This window comes from Hungatella sp. (assembly GCF_046966825.1).
Genome location: NZ_JBKVCZ010000004.1, coordinates 32,110 through 54,919 on the forward strand (window position 1 = coordinate 32,110; position 22,810 = coordinate 54,919).

Here is a 22,810-nt window from a genome sequence, read left to right on the forward strand (position 1 = left end):
CAATTCTTCTGTACAGAAGAATTTAACAGTTTAGAGCAAGTAATATAAAATGCTGATCTCAATTGCCGTGATGAGGTGAGATTGTGTAAAAACAGGGCTGTCACACAACGGTGCGACAGCCCTGTTTTTACACACCTGTTTCTTCTCAAATTATGCCGTTATACAAACGCTCTAATATGATCATTTTAAAAGTTCCTCCTTGCCCTCTATTAACTCTGCCATGAGTTGAGCACCGAGATGGAATGCATACCGGAAACGGTCAAAACTCATCATGCTTTCCATTCTGGTATCTGCGTCAAAGTAGGCGTTCAGCAGTTCCTTTTGTTCATAGGGTGTCATTCAACATTTCCATGTTCTCATTCTTGATACATGCTGTCCTTACAAAAGGGGAATCCTGATCGTGAATGCTACTGGGGTGATCATACAACAACTCTAAGATGTTCTTCATTTTTTACTCAACCTCCCCAGCGTGAAAAGTTCTTCAGTGAGTTTATTAACAGCGGAAAGTGTTTTTTTATATTCGGCATTACCCATATATCTATCTATCCTTTCTATTTGGGCTCGATATTGCTTGAAAGGGAATCCGGCGCATGATATACTATTTACGTCGCTCTTGCTTTCTGGCAATAGTCGGCTGGGGAAGTGGCGTGTGTCTTTTGCGAGAAGTGCGCCGCTTCCTTTCATTTTTTATTGAGGTCGTCATACATCTTTTTGACACCACGCCTGACGACTTCCGCTCTGGTAATCTGCATTTTTTCACTGCATATTTCCAATTTATCCACGGTATCCTTGTCGAAGCGTATTTTGATGTCAATATCTTTGGGGCTATCAGTAGGACGTCCCATTTTTTTAGCGGCCATGTCACACCTCCTTTTGCAGTCGCATAATTATTTTAACTTATGCGATCGCAAAAGTCAATGGACTTTAGTACTTTCAGTTTATTTTTTGTACACAGGCTATACATAGCCTGAAAAGTAGCCTGTTTTTACACACCTGTTTCTTCTCAAATTTTTCTTTTAGGCCGGTCAGTATCCGAGAAGACTTCACACATAAGTCTGGCAGCTAATTTGAAACCATAAGAAAAATTAGTGTAGGCGTACATAGAAGAGGCTTCCGTTGTGAGTTCTTCAAACTCTGCAAAGCGGTTCGCATCTTCCTCGGTTAAATTATTCATAAAGTATTCCCGCTCCCTATTGATTTTATCTTTAAGAGCAAGAAACTTAGGAGAGTGGCAGACAATTTCTTCACAGGGATAGAGATTGCCATCATACCATTTGTTTAAAAGACTCATTTCGAATCCTCCTGTTCGAGAGTGGGGGCGGCAGTTTCGGTGACCGTATGAAACGCTACAAATGCATCAATGGGACTTTCTTGTGCATCATGGTATTGAGCAAGATATTTCTTATCTTCGTCGTTGAGTTTCATGTAAAGCTTTTCCGCCGTTGTATGCATGATTTCGATCGCCTTCATGTATTCAGGATTTCTTATGGATAGTGAGGGACTGATGTACAGGTTACCATTCATAAATGCGATTAAGATATTCTTTGTTTTATTCATATTCATTCCATCCTTTCTGTTCATTTCGTTTGGACAATTTTTTACAGGGCGGAACCGCACAGTGAATTATTTATGTGGCTTTCTAAAAAAACATGTGTTATCAATGGCAAGGCAGCAGTCCAGTGATATGGTAGAGTGCAGAATGTCAGGCGTACTTTACTCGGCTGGCAATAGCGGTGCTATCATGTTTCTCCTTTCTTATTTTTATTTGTTTCATGTGCTCTGTGGCTGTTCCCGCATCTTACGGAAAACCATCTCGGTTCCGCTTGCTTCTTCGAGATACCGCTTGATGTAGCTTGTTTATAATAATGCCACATTACAGCCTGACAATAAAGAGGAAAAATGCTTATAATATATAAAAGTTCCATATTATAGCCCGATATTGTTTTGCGGAATGAGGTTATTATAAGTTTTAAGGAGGGAATAATGCTATGGATGTTTCGTTTATCGGCAGCCGCATCACGGATCTGCGTTTGAGAAAAGGCGTTTCCGAATATCAGATGTCATATGATTTGGGACACAATAAGAATTATATTCGCGCGATCACATCTGGCCGCTCGCTGCCATCAGTAGAGGGACTTTTTAACATTATAGAGTATTTTGAAATGTCGCCTTCAGAATTTTTTGACAAAGAATATCCGCAGATGATTAGAAAAGCCGTTGATTACATGGAACGGCTGGATGATGAAGATATGCTGCTTCTTTTGAATATTATACAGATGTTCTGCAAGAAGAAATCATAGTACTGCGGTCTGCCAAAGTAAACGGCAGAGAGAACACATTTGAAAAAAACAACACCGGGGGCGGCCAGTAATGGCCGCCCCCGGTGTTTGGTGAAGAAGGGAAATGCATGAAAAACTGCATGTTAATTATTGATGATACGGCCTGACGGGAACTTAAAACCATCAGGCCGTTATTTTTTTGCCATAATCCGGGAGGATTTCTTTGTAATGCAATCTGTCCGTAATCTAAAAGACAGAAGCCTTCTGTAATAATGCCAGTTATTATATTTAAGGTGAAAATACAAATGCTAATATCTGATGGATATCGTGCAGGAGATTTGTCTGAATACAGGGAAAGCCCACTGCCGCTTATCATACATTCCAACTGTTATAAATATACATTCCAAAATGCCGTAATCATCTATTGGAAGATTACGGTATTTTTATGCTCCCGTAGCTGTCGTGGTCCGCCCTCCGGTTTTTGATTTAAAAATCAGAAAACCGGAGGAAAGAATAATGAAGAATTACAAAAACAGCGATTATGCCCTTAATAAATACAGTGAGGGAATTGTGTATCAATTTACGGACAGTATGGTGGAGGTGACGCTGGCCGATTATTTGCGAGAAAATCCGGAAAAGACGGAGGCTGACTTTATGGAATTGAAAGCCCTGTCAGATGCGATCTACCATGAGCAGGATTTAGAGGACAACCGGTATGGCAAACGGGTGAGGACTCTGGAAAGTGCTGAAGGCCAGGGGCAGTATGCTGCGGTTTTCCCCGATATGGAACTGATTCATCAAAGTGATCTGGAACAAGCCGCCAAAGCCGCCAGGATGCTTTTTACAGGAGGGTATTTGACAGAGGTGCAGAAACAGAGGTTCATCCTGCATTTCTACCAGGGACTTTCTTATCGCCAGATTGCGGCCCGCGAAAACGTGGATTTTACCTCTGTAAGGGAAAGCATAAAGGCTGCAAGTGTAAAACTGCAGAAAATTTTTGAAAAAATTTAATTTGATACCCCCACACCCCCCTAGTTTTTGGACGTTAAGTGAAAGGCAATTTTTCAGGACAGCCTTTCACCTGCTCCTTGACAAGTGAATATGGGTGTGGAGGCACAGCGATGACAGGCCGGGAAACCGGAAGCGACGAACTGGAACGCGCCAAGACGACAGCAGGGGATAAAATAACCATGCCGATTCGAGCGATAACGTTTGCAGTGCTGACGTCCCGTGGTGGGACGGATTGCGATAACCCCTGTCACAATCATGGTACTTCTGCTGAGAACCAGCAGCCCTGAAAAATGGGAGAATGCACACCCCTGTTTGAGAAAGAACAGGGGGCGGCTTTTATGGTGTCTGTGTTACCCCACGGAACGTCTGCCACACCTTTGTAGATATATCAATCTATCGTACTATTGGAACGATAGAAACCATGCGGCGGAACAGATATTTTTGTCAGCAGACAACTAAATAAAACCTGCTCCGCCGTATGCTTGTGTCGCTGCTTTAGGCTGCAAAGGAGGCAAAAGCTATGAATGAAGAACTTGTCTGCATAGCGGACATTCAAAATAAGATTTATGAGGCCGGGCTGTTCCGGCCGGAGGAAAAGGTGGTGCTTGCCACCAAAGACTGTGTATTGCTGGAATATTTTACAGGAAAGGCATACAGCTACCGTATGGTAGATTTAAATACATTAAAGGCGAAACGCCTTTTTTCCCGACAGAAGCCGCTTGCGCAGGATGGGTATCAGCGGGCCATCGAAAAAATGCTGGCGAAAGCGCCGGAACCGGAGGCAGAATCAGCGATGACAGCTGATGGGCGTAAACGGGCAAAGGAACTGCTGAGATGCCTGTTTGTTCGTATTCTGCCGGAGCATGGAATGGCGCTGCGTGATAACCAGCTTTCCCTCTCCTTGGCAATGTTAGATGCCCTGTGGGAGAAGAAGCTGGCACTGTGCGAGGCTGAGGTGGGAACCGGAAAGACCCACGCATATATCCTTGCCGCCATTGTGTATCGTATTTTTAAGGCCAGTATGCAGCCGACTGTTATCTCCACCTCAACAATCGCCCTGCAAAAGGCGATGACAGAAGAATATATCCCGCAGATTTCAGATGTCCTACTGGAGCATCGGATTATCAACCGGCCGCTGACCTTTGCGGTCCGTAAAGGAAAATCTCATTATGCCTGTGATGACAGGGTGCGGAATTACCTGTCATCCATCCGGCATAATAACCGGCCGGAGGATGGAATACTGGTGGAAACCCTGACAGCACTTTTCAGTGGCAGCTGCCCCATTGATTTAGACTGCCTTCCGCTGTCGGACTATGTAAAAGGGCGTATCTGCGTAAACCACTGCCATTTTCATTGTGACCTGTCGGGTATCTGCCGATACCGAAACTTCCTGCACAAGACGCAGACTGTGGCGTATGATTTTCAGATTGCTAACCACAACCTTGTGCTGGCGGACATTTTAAGTCAGAAGGGTGGAAGAAACCGTCTGCTCCCGCAGAGCGGCATCCTGATTTTTGATGAGGCCCATAAACTGTTGGATGCCGCAAGGCAGATGTACGGCATGAACTTTGATGCTGCGGAATTGGAACAGCTTGTGTCCAGCACATACCGAAGTATGGGAGGCATTTCCAACCGTAAGGAAGCATCCCTGTTATGTGAGGAACTGCTCCGGCTGAACGGTCTGCTTTTTGAAGTCATCAAGCACGAAGCAGGGGCACATTATGACAAAGGATGCCAGGCATTTGATTTTACTGCGGGCACCATAGGAATTTTGAACACACTGGCGGCTGCTTTAAACAGGTTGTCCGTGTGTTTTTATTTGCCAGGGGCGGGAAACACACATAAACGTCTACTGAACCGTATAGAGCACGAGCGGGCGAAGCTGATGATACTATTGGACAGTTCAGAATCTATATGCTGGCTGGAATATACGGGTGTGTCAACGTGCCGGCTCTGTACCCTGCCGAAAGCATTGGACTTCCTGCTTTATGAGGATATCTGGAATCAGGAAATGCCCTGTATGCTGACCTCGGGCACCCTGTCTATCGGGGGTGATTTCAGTCATTTCATGCACCGGACGGGCATTGACCTTCTCCCACAAAACCGGCTTCTGACAGTCAGCAAGGCCTCCCCTTTCGACTATGAAAACCATGCCCTGCTGTATCTGCCGGGGGATTTGCCGTTCCCGGATGTGAAGAATGGGGATTACATGGAAAAGCTGCTGGAACGGCTTCGGGAGTTAATCCGGCAGAGCCATGGGCATACGCTGGTGCTGTTTACCTCCTACCGTATGATGGAGCTTGTGTATCAGGAACTGTCCAGGCCGCAGGCAGTAAATTATCCGTTGTTCTGTATGGGGAAAGGACGGCTGGAAACCATTGGCGCTTTCCGAAGGAGCGGAAACGGCGTGCTGCTTGCAAGCGATAGTGCAGGGGAGGGCATTGACCTTCCGGGAGATATCCTGTCCTCGCTGGTGGTGGTCCGTCTGCCATTTCCCGCCCCTGACCCGGTATCGGAGTATGAACGCACCCTTTATGATGATTTTCAAACCTATCTGTCAGAAAATATTGTGCCAGGTATGCTTATCAAACTGCGCCAGTGGATCGGACGTGGCATCCGCAGAGAGACTGACACCTGTGTGTTCTCTATCCTCGACAGCCGCGCCGCCGGACGCTATAAAAATGACATATTGGCCGCCCTGCCGGATATGGCGGTCACTGACCGGATCGATGATGTGGGAAGGTTTATGTATGAGAAAAAAACAGACGCTTATTTTGAACTGACACAGCAGCCGAGAATTTAGGGGAATAGGACAAATTACAGAAATCATAGAGTGAAACGGAGAAGAGATATGGAGGTTTGTTTCATTGATTGGGAACGAGAAGGACATTGATGTCAGAGATGTGGATATTGACACACTGGTTGACATTCGGGATGTTGTTATCCAGAATGAATTGCCGAAGGAAGAGCGAATCAAAGATTTTATTGAAAAAATCAGAAATCCCTATTTGTTTCGTTATAAAGACGCGGTGGTAAAAGTGCAGTTTCCAGATACAAAGGTAACGCTGGAGGAGGCAATTGAAACTTATGCGATAAGATTATAGAGCATAAATCCGAGATAGACGCCGATAGGATGTTATGGTATTATGGTGACAGGGATAAATAGCACCATACAGTGAAGCCTAATCTGGTTTGCTATCGAAGCAAAGTAGAATGGGAGAATTCGTATGGAGAACGATACAATTATTTATGAAGCAACTGCTTATTACAGGCTTTCCAAAGATGATTATGATATTGACAAAGCAGAAGGAAAGCACAGGAGTGACAGTATTACCAATCAGCAGAGCCTGATTCGTGATTTTGTCAAATCACACCAGGATATCAGGCTGTCCGCGGAACGGATTGACGACGGCTATTCAGGAACGAATTTTGATCGGCCCGCATTTATGGAGTTACTTGAAGATGTCAAATCGGGCAGGACAAATTGTGTCATTGTGAAGGATTTGTCGAGATTTGGGCGCGAATATATAGAAACGGGAAGATATATTCAGCGGATGTTTCCGGCGCTTGGAATCCGTTTTATCGCAATTAACGATCATTATGACAGCCTGGATACGGAAAATCAGTCTAGTCAGCTCTATCTTCCCTTTAAAAATTTAGTAAATGATTCTTACAGCAGGGATACTTCTATAAAAATACGCTCCCATTTGCAGATTAAGCGTAAGCAGGGCGAATTTATAGGAGCTTTTGCGGTATACGGATATAAAAAAGATATCTGCGACAAGAACAAAATTGTTGTGGATGAGTATGCAGCCGGAATTGTAAGGAAAATCTTTGAGTGGAAGCTGGAGGGGTTAAGCCAGCAGCGGATTGCGCAGCGGCTTAACGAAAGCGGTGAACTATCGCCGTTGGAATACAAGAAGGCCATAGGTGTCAATTACCAGAGCAGCTTTAAGAAAAAGAGCATAGCGCTCTGGTCCGCCGTTACAGTAGGGAGAATTTTAAAAAATGAAATTTATACCGGAGTATTGCTGCAGGGCAAGCGGAGCACGCCTAACCATAAGGTGAAAAATACGGTATATTTAAAGGAGTCAGAATGGATTCGGGCGGAGGGTACCCATGAAGCGATTATAAGCAAGGATACATTCCAAATGGTACAGGGACTGTTGGGAAAGGACCTGCGAGTGGCTCAGAACAGGGAAACTGTATATCCATTTTCCGGGCTTTTGATTTGCGGAGATTGTGGAGAAGCCTTGATAAGGAAAGCAACTGTTTCCAATGGAAAGGAATATGCCTATTATATCTGCTCCACAAACCGCTTGGACGGCACTTGCAGCAGCCACCGCATTAGTGAAACCCTTTTATATAAGATGGTTCTGGAGTTGCTGAACAAGCATATTGAGGCGGTGGTTGTACTGCAGGAGCTTTGTAAAAATTTACGCTTTTCCGAGGAACATAAAAGGAAAATCATTGCTACCGATACAAGACTGAAGCTTTTAAATGAGGAGCTGGAGAAATATAAGCATCTGAAAATGTCCGTTTATGAAGATTACGCAGAGGAAGTAATCGGACGTGAAGAATATGAGCAATACGGAAAAGTATATACGGAGCATATTGAAAAAACAATCCAAAATATCGGGGCTGTAAAAAAGGAATTGAGAGCGCTGATGGCGGACGATGGCGGCGGCTTGGAGTGGACGAAGGTATTTCTTGCAAACCGGAAATTGTCGAAGCTGGATAGAAAACTGCTGGTTATGCTGATTGATCAATGTGTCATATATGAAAAAAAGAAAATCATTCTTGTACCAAAATATAAGGACGAATTTGACCGTATGTGTGAAATACTGGAATGTCAGGTTACAGACGACGCTGCAAAGGCGGTGATGTGATGGGAAGAATTAGCCGCAAAGCACGCAGCATGACGGAACATAAGGAAAATCAGGTGGTTTTCCAATGGCTGGCAGCCAGTTATTCAAGGTTATCAAATGAAGATAGCAGAAAGGGCCAAAGCCTGTCCAATCAAAAGAAGCTGATTCGGGAATTTGCAGAACGGAATCCAAACGTGAAAATAGTGGCTGAATATGAAGATAACGGCCGCAGTGGAACCAATTTTAACCGAGCCGGATTTGAGCAGATGATGGAGGCTGTCAAATCCGGGGAGGTAAACTGCATTATCGTAAAAGACTTATCAAGATTTGGCCGGGATTTTATAGAAACGGGCAATTATATTGAGCGGGTATTTCCCCATATCGGAGTACGGTTTATTGCAATTAACGATAACTATGATTCGGATAATCCAGAATGCACGACGGAATATTTGGTGGTGGCGCTAAAAAATCTAATCAATGAACTGTATGTCAAAGATATATCGAAAAAGATTCAAACCGTAAAACATTTACAGCAGGAGCGGGGGGAGTTTCTTGGCAACTGTCCGCCTTATGGCTACCGCTTTGAGGGGATGAATAAGAAAAAGCTGTTTGTTGACCCAGAGACGGCGGAAACCGTCCGCATGATATTCGCGTTGCGGGAGAGTGGAATGACCTGCCGAAAAATTGCTCAGTATTTACAGGAGCAGGGCATTAAATCTCCCTGGCTGTCATTGAAAGAAAAAGGATATACTGTGAATGTACATTGTAAATGTGAGTCAATGTGGCACCCAGGGGTGATAGCAAAAATGCTGTCCAACAAGGTTTATACCGGAAGCATGGTTCAGAGAAAAACGGTTACTTCCTATTATGAGGGAAAAGAGTGTAAGAAACTTCCCGAAGAGAAGTGGATCATCATTCCGGATTGCCATGAGGCCATTATCGGCAGGGAGCAGTTTGAAAGAGTCAATGCCATGAAAAGAAAAGCCGCACAGGACTCGGAAACCTCAGCCGGTCAGCCGGGCGGCCACGAAAATATGTTTAAAGGAATCCTTTTCTGTGGGGACTGCGGATATGCCATGAGCCAGAAGAAAATCATTCCCAATCGGCGCAGGGACAGGAATGAGATACAGCCGCCACCAAAATATTCTTATACCTGTAAAAAGTATGCAGCGTTGGGAAAGGAATGCTGTACCAGCAAACATATCATGGAGGATAAGTTGGTGGATATTGTATCATCCACAGTGCTTCCTATGATACGGCAGATCTGCCAGGAGAAGGCTGAGCATGAAATGGTGCCTGTTATGTCGGCTAGTGCCCGGAAACAGGAAGTACAGGAAAAGCAACAGGCAGAGGTGCTGGAAAAAATCGGAAGATGCCGTAGCCTGAAAGCCGGATTATATGAAAGTTATGCCAGCGGTTTTTTGACAAAGACAGATTATCTATACACTTCCGAACAATACGATAAAGAAATTTCCTTTCTGAAAGAAGTATTGGAGAAGCTGCAGAGGGATACGGAACAGACAGATCAGGAAATCGAAAGAGGGAAAACATTTTTTAAAACGATTCAGCAATACGAAAAAAAGAGCACAATTACCCCGGAACTGATAAGGGATTTGATAGAAAAAATTGAAGTCTTTGATAACAAACGGATACAGATAACCTTTCGTTTTGCAGATTTATATGGGAGGGGAAACGTATGCGGAAAATAAAGACTGCCATCTATCTCCGGTTATCCCGTGAGGATGACCAGTATGGCGAGAGCAATAGCATAAGTAATCAGCGGAAGCTGCTTTTGGAATGTATAAGCCGTTTTTTTCCTGATGGGGAGGCCGAAATAGCTGAGTACTGTGATGATGGATATTCCGGTAATGATTTTAAAAGGCCGGAATTCTGCAAAATGATAGAGGATGGAAAACGGGGAAAAGTAGATGTTGTTATGGTAAAAGACCTGTCCAGACTGGGGAGGGATTATATTGAGACAGGCTGCTATATTGAACAGGTATTTCCTTTCCTCGGAATTCGTCTGATAGCGGTCAATGATCACTTTGACAGTGATGATTATAAAAGTAGAAGTGCAGGGCTTGAGATCGGTTTTAAAAATCTGATAAATGAGATGTACTGCAAGGATGCGTCAGATAAGGTCCGGGAAACATCAATGGACATGAGAAGACGCGGGCTGTTCCTGGGCGGAACGGCACCATTTGGCTATGCAATATCGGCAGAAGATAAGCATTATCTGGTAATCGACGAGGAAGCTGCTCAAATTGTAAAAAGGATTTTTTCTATGTATTCGGAGGGGTGTTCCAAAGCAGAGATCACCCGTATTCTGAACAAAGAAGGGATTACGCCTCCTGGAAAGTATTTAAAGCAGAAATACGGAAGGCTGAATGTAAAAGATTTAGATAAGTCGGTATGGACGGCAGGATGTGTTAACCGTATCCTGCAGAATCCTGTCTACATAGGAAAGCTGCAATTCGGACGGTTTAAGAAAGAAAAAATGTCCAGCAAGCATTGTGTAGGCGTACCAAAGTCAGAGTGGATTACGGTTGACAGCTTCCATGAGGCTTTGATTGATGAAGCGGTATATCTTAAAATTAATCAGGCAATCAAGGAAGAAGCCGAAAAAAGAAGACCCCGAAAGATTTCTGGCGGAAAAAAAGAAAAGTCGGTTTTTGCCCGAAAAGTATATTGTGGTTCCTGCCGTCATGCTTTGGGGAGGCGGAAGGAAGGGAAAGGCTATTACCGCTGTATCAGGCATCAGGTGGAAAGTGATGTGCAGTGCAGCCAGGACCACTTGGAATACAGCCTTTTAGAGGAAATTGTGCTGACGGCAGTTAATCGGCAAATTGCCCTCGCAGATGACCTAAACCATACGTTGTTAAAAAGAAGCAGACCTGCCGGAAGTAAGCAGGCGGGTCTGCTGAAAAATTTGGCCGAAATGGAGGAAACTGTTGAAAGAATCAGCCGTTTCAAAATGGAAAGCTATGAAAAATACAGCCTTGGCAAGATCAGCCGCCAAACCTATTTGGAAATTAAGGAAACGTATGATAACCAGACGGCAAAATTACAGGAAAAGAAATTACTCTGTGAGGCAGAGCTTAGGAATTTGCAGAGCGAAATGCTGGAAGAAAGTGAATATCTGAAAGTTTTTTCTGGAAGAGGGGATATAACAGAGCTGTCATATGAACTGGTTCAGACCTTAATTAAAAGAATCTACTTTTATGGGGATAACCGCATCGAGATTATCTGGAATTATGCCGATGCCTGTGAACGACTGATCGCTATTTAATATATTTTTTGGAATTTACTTGACACAGGCAGGAACGCATATTTCAGGAATCATTGGCGGAAGCGGAAATTCTTCCGATGGAAGGTATCAGGGGGTAGCGCCGGAGTGCCATATAATTATGGTCAAGGTGCTGGACCAGAAAGGAAACGGATATGCCTCCGATGTTCTGGCCGGTATCAAATGGATCCGGGAGAACCGGGAACGGCTGGGAATCCGGATTGTAAATATATCGGTCGGTTCTTTCAGTAAGAAAGGCATGACTGAAAACTCCGTCTTGGTGCGCGGCGTCAATGCCGCCTGGGACGACGGTCTGGTGGTCTGTGTGGCTGCCGGCAACATGGGCCCCGGAAAGAACACCATAACTACGCCGGGCATCAGCCGGAAGGTGATTACGGTGGGATGCTCCGATGACTATAAAGAAGTGAATGTGATGGGAAACCGTATGATCGACTATTCCGGCAGAGGGCCTACCGGGGCCTGCATCTGTAAGCCGGAAATCATCGCTCCCGGAGCCGGAATCATCAGCTGCGCCCCGGAAACAGGGGGCTACCAGTCAAAAAGCGGAACGTCCATGTCCACGCCCCTGGTCTCAGGGGCGATTGCGCTTTTACTGCAGAAATATCCCTATATGAGCAACCGGGATGTAAAGCTCAGGCTGAGAGAGCGGGCGGTGGATTTGGGGCTGCCCATGAACCAGCAGGGCTGGGGAATGCTTGATGTGGAACGGCTGATCGAATAAGAACAGGCTTTAACAGAGAAGATCGGACGGAAGGCGTATACCTTCCGTCCGATCTTCTGCTGTTTGATTCTGAGTAAGACAGATGTGAACCTTATTTGACTTTGGCTGTTTTGCGGCCGGCTGACGGCTTTTGAAAGGCGCGCTGCTGTGGCTTAGCCGATGGTTTAGCTGATGGCTTAGCCGTTGGTTTGGCCGATGGTTTAGCCGATGGCTTGGCCGGGCGTTTCCCGTCATTTTTACGCGCGTTCTTTAACGGCCGCGGTTTTGTCTCCTTCGGAGGTACGATGAATACGGACAGGGGGAACGGGTGGTCTTCTACGACCGGAATCGTCTTCCCAATGAGCTTTTCGATATCCTTCACATATTCTTTTTCTTCGATATCGCTGAAGGAGATGGCCCGTCCTCCGAGACCGGCCCGTCCGGTCCTTCCGATTCGATGGACATAGGTTTCTGGAACGTTTGGCAGATCATAGTTGATCACACAGGAAAGCTCCTCGATGTCAATGCCTCTGGCTGCGATGTCAGTGGCTACCAGCACCTGGATTTCCCCGGATTTAAACTGATTGAGCGCTTTCTGACGCGCGCCCTGGGATTTGTCACCGTGAATTGCGGCGGCGTTTACTTTGTTTTTCGTCAGAAATTTGGCTACCCGGTCGGCGCCGTGCTTGGTGCGGGTAAAGACCAGGGTAGAGGTGATGGCTTCGCGCTTCAGCAGGTGGACTAACAGAGCGCGCTTATTCTCTTTATCCACATAGTAGAGAGAGCCGTCTATGATATCCACGGTGGATGAGACCGGAGTCACCTCCACCCGGGCTGGATTTTTTAATAGTTTTTCGGTCAGCGCCTGAATCTCGGCGGGCATGGTTGCCGAAAAGAACAGCGTCTGTTTTTTAGCAGGAAGCAGTGTGAGGATCTTCTTTACATCATGGATAAAGCCCATGTCCAGCATACGGTCCGCCTCATCCAAAACGAAGATTTCCACATGAGACAGGCTTATCTCTCCCTGACCGATTAAATCATTTAACCGCCCGGGGGTGGCAACCAGGATATCGATACCGCGCCGCAGCTCTTTGATCTGGGGATTTGCGGAGACTCCGCCGAAGATAACGGCGCTCCTCACCTGGGTATGGGAACCGTATTCATTTAAATTTTCCGCAATCTGCAGGGCCAGCTCCCTGGTCGGTGTGAGAATCAGGGAGCGGATCACTTTTTTGGAATGTTTTTTATCCGATGGTTTCATCAGGTTTTGTATAATCGGTAAGGCAAATGCGGCCGTCTTTCCGGTACCTGTCTGGGCGCAGCCCAATACATCCCGTCCGGCCAGCGCATAGGGAATTGCCTGCTGCTGAATGGGAGATGGTGTGATATAACCCTTTTCTTCCAGTGCCTTTAACAGCAGCGGAGATAGTTGTAAGTCTTTAAAAGTCATGTATTTGTAGTTTTCCTTTTCTTCTATGGTTGTTAATGGTGAACGCCTTATGCTACCACAGATTTATAAAAAATACCAGACATAGTTAGAAAAATAATAAAATTATGGTACTGACAGTAACAGTATGGATACTTGTGGTCTCTGTTTTGGCGGCGGGATAATGGATATACTTTTAGTAATTTTTATGATACTGAAAGGATAGGATACTGTATGAAGAGAGCTACATTTGGGGGGAGAGTACAGGAACGAAGGGAAGAACTGCACTATACGCAGGAGGCTTTGGCGGAGGTGCTGGGGCTGTCCTATAACTTTATCGTCGCGCTTGAGGGCGACAGGAAGAAACCCAGTATCCAGACCTTTACCAAACTGATCAGCGTGCTGGATGTTTCCGCTGACTGGCTTCTGGGAATTGAACCCAGCGAACACAGGAAAGAGCGGGAGGAGAGATTCAAATATATTGATGAAAAAATAGGTGATCTTTCCATCACGGCTCAGGACCGTATTCTGACTGTGGTAGAGACCATGATCAATTATGAAACCAGGCTGGATGCAAAACGGCAGGAGAAGTGAGCGGGGCTTAACAGGGATAAAAAAAGACTTGAAGGCTGTATCAGTCAGCGCTTCAAGTCTTTTCTTTTTTCAACGGCAGTCTGCAGACCTTTTATGTTTAATGAATCAGCAGATTAGCAACCGGCATACTGATCAGCAGCACAATTGCCAGTTCTATCGCCACAAATATGGTTGTATATTTGTATATTTCTCCGGATTTCAGCCAGTCCTTGTTGCCGAAAAGCAGTGCGGCAAACGGGGAGGCTGCCGGTGTTATGGCCGCGGAGGAGAGCACGAACAAAATCATCATGGACACCACCGGTGCGGAGTTCATTCCTGTCGCCATGCAGAAGGTTGCGATAACCGGCTGCATTAAGAGGCCGATTACGAAACTGTTGCACACGTTCGTTAAGATCACGGTAAGAATCATGATAATCACGGCAAATGCGGAGGCCGGGACGTTCTGAAGTACCGGCATCAGTACTGTGTTTAAGAATGCGGACACGCCTGTACTCTCGTTGGTCAGTGCATTTCCCAGCAGGATCGCGGAAGCGATGAGGAAATAGGTACTCCAGGAAAATCTCTTCATGGTGCTGGAGAAATCCATCAGCGGCTTCTTGGAGATTCGGATCGCGCACAGCAGGAACACATAGAAGGCGGCGATGCCGTATGTATTGGCTTTTACGAAGCGTCCGACCGGGTGCGTTGGCAGTACGCTGGGAATTAAAAGGATCAGAATGAACACGGTGAAAGAAATTGCAATAAATTTCTGGCGCAGGCTCATTGGCGGAAGCGGGTTCTTATTTAACGTTTCCATCTTTAATTCTTTCAGCTTGCTGGTATCCGGTCTCAGTACAAACTTGCAGAACAGAACCAGAACCACGATACAGACGGTCGCATGGATCAGGCCGGTAAGCAGGTAGCCGGCGTTATTGATCTCGATTACGGTTCCCATGTTGCCGGTGACGGAAGCGTAGTTGCTGATGAGGGCGAGGCCATTTCCCATAAACGGCGGGATGGGGAAGCCCAGCAGGGTCGCAACGGTGACGAGAATCAGCATGATGGTCGGGAACTTGTCATGTTTCTTGAGGCCTACTGTTTCAAAAATATCATAGAGGATCGGGCAGAATAAGAAGATCGGGGTAAAGCCGCCCATAAACGCGCCCATGAGCATGGAGCCAAGCATGATAAAGAATGCCAGCACCCAGGGACGGCCGAGGCAGATCTTCCTGGTCAGGAAAAATCGTCCGCAGTATTCCGTTAAGTTGTTCTCGATGAGACAGTTGATCGCTGTCAGCAGAAAGAGAACCTGAACGAGAATCGGGTTGCCAAAGGTTGCGGTCAGCACCTCGTTCATGGTGCTGTATCCGGAAAGTCCCACTAAAAAGATAGAGAGGATACTGGAGATAATCGGGTCGGAAGTCGTCCATAAATACAGCGTACCGATGAAAATACCCAGAATTTCCATGCCGATTGGCGTGATGCAGGGAAGCTGGAACGGAAGGTAACGGAACAGCAGCATAATACCAATTCCGATTACCAGATGAATGGAGTAGAAATCCTTTTTTTCGTTTGTGCCATAGTGAACCCCCTATTGTTTTTCTTTGCTGTTTTAAATTTCATAAAAATATGATAATATATTAACAAAGAGTAAAATATAGTCTTGGTTATATTTTTATTCCAATATTTGTAAAAAGATATAATTAGGAAGTAATCAGATATAAAAGCGACAATTTGACGGGAGGACTTCGGTGAAATGGATCAAAACGGAGTAAAACAATACTTTGAGCGTTACGGTATGAGAATTGAAGTAAAGAGGGAGACATCGATCTGTAATCCCAGGCTGTCCGACTCCTATATTTATTACCTGGTGGAAGGCATCGCCAGTCTGACCTCCCTGACCATGGACGGAGAAGAAAAAGACTTCATCTATTTCCCCCACGACCATCTCCTTGGCTTTGCTCCGGCCCTGATGCGCCACTACAGAAAAATTCGCGGAGAAGAGCGTACGCTGTCTGGAGACGACTGCTTACAGGAAAAGATCCCGTTCGGCATCGACACAAAGACAGACTGTGTCTTCTACCGTCTGGATGAGAGAACCTTCGAGATTCTGCTGGAAGAAGACTCCCGTTTTCTCTCCTACATCATGGAGGCTGTGACCTGCAACTACGTCACCCTGGTCCGCAAATTCCACGATACCCAGGAGGAATGCGCCTCAAAGCGCCTCTATAAATGGTTTCTCGCCTTCAGCAGCCGCGAGGGCCAGTACCGTGCGGTTCCCCACGGCTTCACCTACGCCGAGATCGCCAAATACTTGGGCATGCATCCGGTCACCGTCTCCAAACTCTCCTCCGCCCTGAAAAAAGCCGGCATCATCAAAAAAGAAAAAGGCCGCATCCTCATCATTGACGAGGACCGCTTAAAAGCTCTTATATAACAGTAATTATACAACGGGAGGGTCATATGAAATTCTACATCGCTTCAAGTCTTGTAAACTATGAACAGGTGCGTGACCTTTCACGTCTGCTGAGAAATGCCGGATGGGAGCATACCTTCGACTGGACATTATACTGCCCGTTGAAAGAAAACGACGCGGAGATACTGATGTCTGTCGGGGAAAAGGAATATGAGGGGATCAGGCAGTCGGATGTTGTGATAATTTTAACTCCCCAGGGCAGAGGAACTCATATAGAACTGGGGATGGCAATCGCGCTGAACAAAATAATTTACCTGTGTCACCATGACGATACGTACTTCAAGTGTGATAAGAATACATCAACATTTTATTGGCTCCCGCAAGTAAACCAGTTCATTGGAAATACGCAGGAAATTGCGGAAGAGGTGTTAAAGTTACAGTAAGAGGACAGAAAAAATTCCCGGAATATAGTCAAGGCTAATTTCCTGCCTTCTCCCCGTGTGTTATACTTTTGTCAAACGAAAAACCGGCAGGCGCCGGAAGAAGGAGAAGAAAATTTATGGCAGGTGCAGTATACTCATTTGAAGAACACATGATTAAAAAACAGGCCAGAGCGGAGGAAGCAATGTTAAAGGAACTCCGTTCCGGAGCGTATACCATTGATAATCCGCTGGTATCGTACAATCTCTATCTGATTAATCCGCTTTCCGCGGTAATCTCCTTTTACACAGAGGAAGAGACCGCCGTTACAGTGACTGTATTCGGAAAAGCAAAGGAAGGCAATATCACACATACATTTCCGAGGGCGAAAGAGCATGTCCTGCCGGTGGTAGGCCTTTATTCCGGATACGTAAACCGGGTGGAGGTGCGGGAATACCGTGGAAAAGTACATACGGTGGAGATCGAGGTGCCGGACGTATTTGAAGGGAATTCACCGGTTGAATCCATGGATACGACGCCGGAATACTTACAGGACGACTGCATTTTCTTATCTCCGTCGGGGGCGGAGCTGGCGGTGGCTGTTGACTATGCGGGAGACATCAGATGGTGCCTGAACATCAAATGCGTATTCGATATGAAACGGCTGAAAAACGGCCATATTCTCATGGGTACGGACCGTCTCGTGCAGATGCCGTATTATATGTCCGGTATGTATGAGACCAGTGCCTGCGGCAAGATTTACCACGAGTACCGTCTGCCTGGCGGCTCTCACCATGATGCGTTTGAGATGCCGGACGGCAGCCTTCTCTGCCTGACCGAGGATCTGACATCGGGTACCGTGGAAGATATGTGCGTGCTGATTGACAGGGAAACGGGTGATATTTTAAAGACCTGGGATTATAAGAATTTCCTGGAGCCCGGACTGGGAAAGAGCGGCAGCTGGTCGGAGAAGGACTGGTTCCACAACAACGCGGTGTGGTACGATGAGAAGAGCCACAGCCTGACATTTTCCGGAAGACATATGGATTCCATCGTCAACATCGATTTTGAGACCGGAAAGCTTAACTGGATCCTGTCCGATCCGGAAGGATGGCCGCAGGAGTGGGTGGACCGCTATTTCTTCAAGCCTGTAGGAACCGACTTCGAGTGGCAGTATGAGCAGCACGCGTGCCTGATCACCCCGGACGGCGACGTCATGTGCTTTGACAACCACCACTGGGGATCCAAGATAAAGGAGAACTACCGCGCGGCGAAGAATAATTATTCCAGAGGCGTGCGTTACAGGATTAATACGAAGGATATGACGATCGAGCAGATCTGGCAGTACGGAAAAGACCGCGGGCCAGGTTCTTCTCCCCCTATATCTGCAACGTAGAATACTATAACGAAGGCCATTACATGGTTCATTCCGGAGGAAGCGCCTACAACAAGGACGGCGAGATTTCTGAGTCCCTGGGCGCGCTGGAGCAGAACATGGGCGGCACGCTCTTTGCCACAACCGTGGAGCTCTGTGACGACAGGAAGATGCTGGAGCTGCATACCAAGGGCAATTACTACAGGGCTGAGAAGATGAAGCTGTACGCGGATCAGGGCAATTTAGAGCTGGGCGAGGGCTCCGTGCTGGGCGAAATGGGCATCACGAAGGAATTTGACACAGATATCCCGGCTCCGGTAAGCAGCGAACTGATTCCGGACCGCTATGAGGCTAGAATCGAGGATGAGGACGACCGTTTCACCTTCCATGCGAAATTCGAGAAGGGCCAGCTGGTTATGCTCATGCTGGAGCAGGGCGAAGAGAAACACCGTTACTATATTTCCACCACAGCGGTTTCCCACAAGGCCATGTGCTGCGGAACGTTCCTGGAGTCCGATGAGCGTGTGACGAAGACCAATGTGAACAAGGCGGGAATGAAGGGAACGTACGAGGTCTTTGTTGTGATCGACGATACCAAGTATCCGTGCGGAGTATCGATTGAGTGCTAAAGCTGTTTTGCCCGGGAGCGTGTTTGAAAATATTTTCCGCCGCGCTTCAGGGCGCGTCATAAAATCATAAAGATGTCAGGGAAAAGACTGAGGAGGCCGCATCCGCTTCCCCGTACCCTATAACGGGGAGCTTTCCCTGATGCGGCACTGTTATGGCAGGACTTTCCGGTAAGCAGCCGGTGAAAGTCCTGTCTGTTTTTTAAATATTCTGCTGAAATACAGCGGATTTTCGTAGCCGATGATGGAACCGATCTCGCTGACCGGGCAGTTGGTGCTTTCTAAGAGCTCCTTCGCCTTATTGATCCGGATGGAAGTCAGATATTTACAGGGCGGTACGCCCACGTACTGCTTAAAGCTCCGGATAAACCAGCAGGTACTCATATGAAGACTGGCCGCGTAATTGGAAATATCGATGTCCGCAGAAAAATTTTCATGGAAGAACTGAACCGCATGCTCCATATCTTTTTGGATCTGCGGTTTATTTTTTCCGCCCTCTGCGATCTGGCGCTGTACGGTCAGAAGAAGCTGTTTAAAATACAGCGAGGAGAAATCACCGCTTAAAGGGCGCGGCAGCTGCAGCTCCCGGATCATGGAGAGAAAGAGCTCCTGGTAGCGGGAGACACATCCGGTGCGCAGAATGCGGCGGCCTTCCAGACTCAGGCCGGTGCTGGAGAGAAGCCCCGCCGCCTCATATCCCGTGAAATGGACCCAGAAGACCTCCGGCCTGTCCTCCAGGAGATACGTATACTGCTGGTATTCTCCCGGCCCGTATAAAACCATGCTCCCGGCGGGAATGGTGACTGCCTGACCGTTTAAGACAAATTCGGCTTTGCCTGAGGCGATATAGAGAAGCTGGTAATCGGGCCGGCCTGTGGCCCTGATGGTGGTCATGGAGACGCGGGTCAGCAGGCGGTAGACTCCGCAGCAGTTGATCCGCAGGGGGATCGTATTATCTTCCAGTTCCGCGTCGGATATGTCCAGATATCCCGTATTCGTATACATGGCTTGATTCTCCTTTCAGGCCTGCGATACCTTCTATTCTATGATTGTATCATTTTGTGCATGTTTTGTCTAACGAAGGATATGGATTTTTCAGCCCGCTATTTTATAATAAAGGAAAGAATGAAAGAGGAGGATTGAAAATCCATGATAATACCGAGACATTACGAAAATCTGCATGTGCTGCATGAGAATACGGTGGCGAACCGATCCTATTACATTCCGGCGGAAGAACGGTTTGACGATCTGGTGGAAAACAGGGAGCATTCCGGACGCTTTCAGCTGTTGAACGGAATGTGGGGTTTCCGGTATTTTGACAGTATTTACGATTTAAAGGATGAATTTTACCAGGAAGGATACGGGGAAGAGGGCTTCGGAGAGATTCCGGTGCCGGGCTGCTGGCAGAATTACGGTTTTGACGGACATCAGTATACGAATACGAGATACCCGTTCCCTATGGACCCGCCTTACGTTCCTGAGGAAAATCCCTGCGGAGCGTATATCCATCATTTTGTCTATGAGCCCAACGAGGCGGCGCCGAAGGCGTTTTTGAATTTTGAGGGCGTGGATTCCTGTTACTACGTATGGCTGAACGGAAGCTATGTGGGCTACAGCCAGGTGTCCCACTCTACCAGTGAATTTGATGTAACGCCTTATATCCGGGCAGGCGAAAATAAGCTTGCGGTTCTCGTCTTAAAATGGTGTGACGGAAGCTACTTAGAGGACCAGGACAAATTCCGAATGAGCGGTATTTTCCGGGATGTCTATCTGTTAAAGCGGCCGGAACAGGGTATCTTTGATTACTTCCTGAAAACGCAAACTGGTGAGCAGCAGGCGCAGATCGATGTGACATTTTCCTTTTTCGATGAGAAGATGCCGGTCAAATGCTCGGTATACGATCAGGAAGGAAATCTGGCCGCGTCGGCGGAAGGCGTACCGGGAGAAGCTGGATTATCCCTTACGGTAGAGCGTCCGGTTCTGTGGAATGCGGAACAGCCTTATCTTTACACGGTGGTATACGAGTGCGGCAAGGAGGTCATCACAGACCGCCTTGGAATCAGGGAGATCGAAGTAAAGGACGGAGTCGTACTGGTCAATGGAACGAAAATCAAGTTCCGCGGTGTAAACCGCCACGACAGCGATCCGGTCACCGGCTTTGTGATCAGCCTGGATCAGATGAAGAAGGATTTCCAGGTGATGAAGCAGCATAACGTCAATGCGATCCGCACCAGCCATTACCCTAATGCCCCGCAGTTTTACCAGCTTTGCGACGAGCTTGGCTTCTATGTGATCGACGAGGCGGATAATGAGAGCCACGGAACCAACGATATTTACATGGAAGAGGACCACGAGGCCGGCTGGAGAGAGCGCTGGAACCACGCGATTTCCGATAACCCTGCATTTACAGAGGCCACGGTAGACCGTGCAAAACGTCTGGTGGAACGCGATAAGAACCGCCCCTGTGTCCTCATCTGGTCCATGGGAAATGAATGCGCCTACGGCTGCACCTTTGAGGCTGCTTTAGCATGGACGAAAGCATTTGATTCCACGAGACTGACTCACTTTGAGAGCGCCCGTTACAGAGACAGCAAAAAAACGTACGATTTTTCCAACATTGACTTATACAGCCGGATGTATCCGCCTCTGGAGGACATTCACACGTATTTTGCGGAGAATCCGAAGAAGCCGTTCGTCATGTGCGAATACTGCCATGCCATGGGCAACGGGCCTGGAGACCTCGAGGATTATTTCGAAGTGATCGAGCAGTATGACGGCCTCTGCGGCGGATTTGTATGGGAGTGGTGCGATCACGGAATTTACCAGGGCAGAACCCTGGAGGGACGCCCGATGTACCTCTATGGCGGAGACCATAAAGAATATCCTCATGACAGTAATTTCTGTATGGATGGACTGGTCTATCCGGACAGAACGCCTCATACAGGCCTTAAGGAACTGAAAAATGTGAACCGTCCGGCGAGAGTCGTCTCCTTCTGTCAGGAGACACGGGAAGCCGTGATCCGTAACTATCTGGATTTTACCAATTTAAAGGAGTATGCGTCTGTTGCATGGGAAGTGACGTGTGATGGAGCGTGCATCGCAGACGGCGTTCTGGAAGGGGCTGCAATGCCGGATATTCTGCCTCACGGGGAAGCCGCCGTCCGCCTGGACTTTCAAGTGCCGGAAGCGGGAAAATGTTTCTTAAAGCTCCGGTATATCCGCAGAGAGAGCACGAGACTGACGGAGGCCGGGACAGAGCTGGGATTCGATGAAATTCTGCTGAAGAACGAAGACGGAAGAAACCAGACCGCCCTGCGCATGCTGGAACGGTGCGGCAAGGCGTGTGCGGACAGGAATCAGTCCAGCCCGTTCACGGTAAAAGAAGACGACCGCCGTCTCTTTGTGTCCGGACCGAATTTTGCTCACGTTTACAATAAACTGACCGGTGTTCTGGAAGAGATGAATGTCAACCAGTGCCGCCTCCTGGAACGGCCTGTGGAATACAACATATGGCGGGCGCCTACGGATAATGACCGCTACATCAAACTGAAATGGCAGAAGGCCCATTACGATATCACGTATTCGAGGGCGTATCAGACGGATTACTCTGTCACAGCGGAAGGCGTGCGTATCCATTCGGTACTTGCGATTCTCTCACCGGTTATCCAGAGGATTTTAAATATGGAGGCAGAGTGGCTGATCGGAGCAGACGGAAGAGTGGATGTGAACTTAAACGTGAAGCGCGACACCGAGCTGCCGGAGCTTCCGAGATTTGGCCTCCGCTTATTCCTGCCGAAGGACATGGAGGA

20 protein-coding genes and 1 pseudogene are annotated in these 22,810 nt (G+C 47.2%); 14 read left to right on the forward strand and 7 right to left on the reverse strand.

Features of this window, described 5'->3' with window-relative positions:
• Positions 1 to 180: 180 nt before the first annotated feature.
• The 4 genes from ACLTD4_RS02325 to ACLTD4_RS02340 form a co-directional block, all read right to left on the reverse strand.
• Positions 181 to 339: a DUF6809 family protein gene (locus ACLTD4_RS02325; RefSeq protein ID WP_187383018.1), complete on the reverse strand. Its 159-nt coding sequence runs from the start codon at positions 337 to 339 to the stop codon at positions 181 to 183.
• Positions 340 to 680: 341 nt separating this feature from the next.
• Complete coding sequence (locus tag ACLTD4_RS02330) at positions 681 to 860, reverse strand: CopG family transcriptional regulator (protein WP_148510163.1); 180 nt, start codon at positions 858 to 860, stop codon at positions 681 to 683.
• Positions 861 to 1,003: 143 nt separating this feature from the next.
• Entirely contained in the window at positions 1,004 to 1,291 is a 288-nt protein-coding gene (locus tag ACLTD4_RS02335; protein ID WP_148510162.1) for a DUF6809 family protein, read from the reverse strand.
• A complete protein-coding gene (locus ACLTD4_RS02340; RefSeq protein ID WP_148510161.1) occupies positions 1,288 to 1,557 on the reverse strand; it encodes a DUF6809 family protein in 270 nt (89 codons plus the stop codon). Before ACLTD4_RS02340 ends, ACLTD4_RS02335 begins: the two co-directional genes overlap by 4 nt.
• Before the next feature lie 431 nt (positions 1,558 to 1,988).
• On the opposite strand from ACLTD4_RS02340, the gene ACLTD4_RS02345 reads away from it, so the two are divergent.
• The 8 genes and pseudogenes from ACLTD4_RS02345 to ACLTD4_RS02380 form a co-directional block, all read left to right on the forward strand.
• Complete coding sequence (locus ACLTD4_RS02345) at positions 1,989 to 2,300, forward strand: helix-turn-helix domain-containing protein (protein WP_148510160.1); 312 nt, start codon at positions 1,989 to 1,991, stop codon at positions 2,298 to 2,300.
• Positions 2,301 to 2,795: 495 nt separating this feature from the next.
• Positions 2,796 to 3,290 carry an RNA polymerase subunit sigma-24 gene (locus ACLTD4_RS02350; protein ID WP_148510159.1) on the forward strand — a complete coding sequence of 165 codons (495 nt, stop codon included), beginning with the start codon at positions 2,796 to 2,798 and terminating at the stop codon, positions 3,288 to 3,290.
• Between the two features lie 520 nt (positions 3,291 to 3,810).
• Positions 3,811 to 6,093 (forward strand): ATP-dependent DNA helicase, encoded by a 2,283-nt coding sequence (locus tag ACLTD4_RS02355; RefSeq protein WP_243138742.1) that lies wholly within the window; start codon positions 3,811 to 3,813, stop codon positions 6,091 to 6,093.
• A 64-nt stretch (positions 6,094 to 6,157) separates the two neighbouring features.
• Positions 6,158 to 6,394 carry a DUF6870 family protein gene (locus ACLTD4_RS02360; protein WP_243138741.1) on the forward strand — a complete coding sequence of 79 codons (237 nt, stop codon included), beginning with the start codon at positions 6,158 to 6,160 and terminating at the stop codon, positions 6,392 to 6,394.
• 123 nt (positions 6,395 to 6,517) lie between these two features.
• Positions 6,518 to 8,179 carry a recombinase family protein gene (locus ACLTD4_RS02365; protein ID WP_148510157.1) on the forward strand — a complete coding sequence of 554 codons (1,662 nt, stop codon included), beginning with the start codon at positions 6,518 to 6,520 and terminating at the stop codon, positions 8,177 to 8,179.
• The gene (locus ACLTD4_RS02370; RefSeq protein ID WP_187383016.1) at positions 8,179 to 9,867 is read left to right on the forward strand and encodes a recombinase family protein; all 1,689 of its coding nucleotides are present in this window, start codon (positions 8,179 to 8,181) and stop codon (positions 9,865 to 9,867) included. The genes ACLTD4_RS02365 and ACLTD4_RS02370 overlap by 1 nt, the downstream gene beginning before the upstream one ends.
• Positions 9,855 to 11,447, forward strand: coding sequence for a recombinase family protein (locus ACLTD4_RS02375; protein WP_148510155.1), 1,593 nt, complete (start codon positions 9,855 to 9,857; stop codon positions 11,445 to 11,447). The genes ACLTD4_RS02370 and ACLTD4_RS02375 overlap by 13 nt, the downstream gene beginning before the upstream one ends.
• 31 nt (positions 11,448 to 11,478) lie before the next feature.
• Positions 11,479 to 12,186: pseudogene (locus tag ACLTD4_RS02380) on the forward strand (S8 family peptidase); the annotation flags it as partial.
• Positions 12,187 to 12,277: 91 nt separating this feature from the next.
• Here the strand turns inward: ACLTD4_RS02380 and ACLTD4_RS02385 are convergent.
• Positions 12,278 to 13,615 (reverse strand): DEAD/DEAH box helicase, encoded by a 1,338-nt coding sequence (locus ACLTD4_RS02385; RefSeq protein WP_117634037.1) that lies wholly within the window; start codon positions 13,613 to 13,615, stop codon positions 12,278 to 12,280.
• Between the two features lie 210 nt (positions 13,616 to 13,825).
• On the opposite strand from ACLTD4_RS02385, the gene ACLTD4_RS02390 reads away from it, so the two are divergent.
• Complete coding sequence (locus ACLTD4_RS02390; RefSeq protein WP_117634036.1) at positions 13,826 to 14,185, forward strand: helix-turn-helix domain-containing protein; 360 nt, start codon at positions 13,826 to 13,828, stop codon at positions 14,183 to 14,185.
• Positions 14,186 to 14,282: 97 nt separating this feature from the next.
• Here the strand turns inward: ACLTD4_RS02390 and ACLTD4_RS02395 are convergent, their stop codons facing one another.
• Positions 14,283 to 15,686, reverse strand: a complete 1,404-nt coding sequence (locus ACLTD4_RS02395) for an SLC13 family permease (protein WP_412331094.1) — start codon at positions 15,684 to 15,686, stop codon at positions 14,283 to 14,285.
• Between the two features lie 234 nt (positions 15,687 to 15,920).
• Between ACLTD4_RS02395 and ACLTD4_RS02400 the strand changes: the two genes are divergently transcribed.
• The 4 genes from ACLTD4_RS02400 to ACLTD4_RS02415 all read left to right on the forward strand — a co-directional run bounded on the left by ACLTD4_RS02400 (position 15,921) and on the right by ACLTD4_RS02415 (position 19,004).
• A complete protein-coding gene (locus ACLTD4_RS02400) occupies positions 15,921 to 16,601 on the forward strand; it encodes a Crp/Fnr family transcriptional regulator (protein ID WP_117634035.1) in 681 nt (226 codons plus the stop codon).
• A gap of 26 nt (positions 16,602 to 16,627) precedes the next feature.
• Complete coding sequence (locus tag ACLTD4_RS02405; RefSeq protein WP_055660844.1) at positions 16,628 to 17,023, forward strand: nucleoside 2-deoxyribosyltransferase; 396 nt, start codon at positions 16,628 to 16,630, stop codon at positions 17,021 to 17,023.
• Between the two features lie 116 nt (positions 17,024 to 17,139).
• Positions 17,140 to 18,396 carry an aryl-sulfate sulfotransferase gene (locus ACLTD4_RS02410; RefSeq protein WP_412331095.1) on the forward strand — a complete coding sequence of 419 codons (1,257 nt, stop codon included), beginning with the start codon at positions 17,140 to 17,142 and terminating at the stop codon, positions 18,394 to 18,396.
• 23 nt (positions 18,397 to 18,419) lie between these two features.
• Complete coding sequence (locus tag ACLTD4_RS02415; protein WP_412331096.1) at positions 18,420 to 19,004, forward strand: hypothetical protein; 585 nt, start codon at positions 18,420 to 18,422, stop codon at positions 19,002 to 19,004.
• Between the two features lie 150 nt (positions 19,005 to 19,154).
• Here the strand turns inward: ACLTD4_RS02415 and ACLTD4_RS02420 are convergent, their stop codons facing one another.
• Positions 19,155 to 20,006 (reverse strand): AraC family transcriptional regulator, encoded by an 852-nt coding sequence (locus ACLTD4_RS02420; RefSeq protein ID WP_117634034.1) that lies wholly within the window; start codon positions 20,004 to 20,006, stop codon positions 19,155 to 19,157.
• 144 nt (positions 20,007 to 20,150) lie between these two features.
• On the opposite strand from ACLTD4_RS02420, the gene ACLTD4_RS02425 reads away from it, so the two are divergent.
• Positions 20,151 to 22,810: glycoside hydrolase family 2 TIM barrel-domain containing protein (locus ACLTD4_RS02425; RefSeq protein WP_412331097.1), on the forward strand; the 2,660-nt coding region annotated here is incomplete at its 3' end.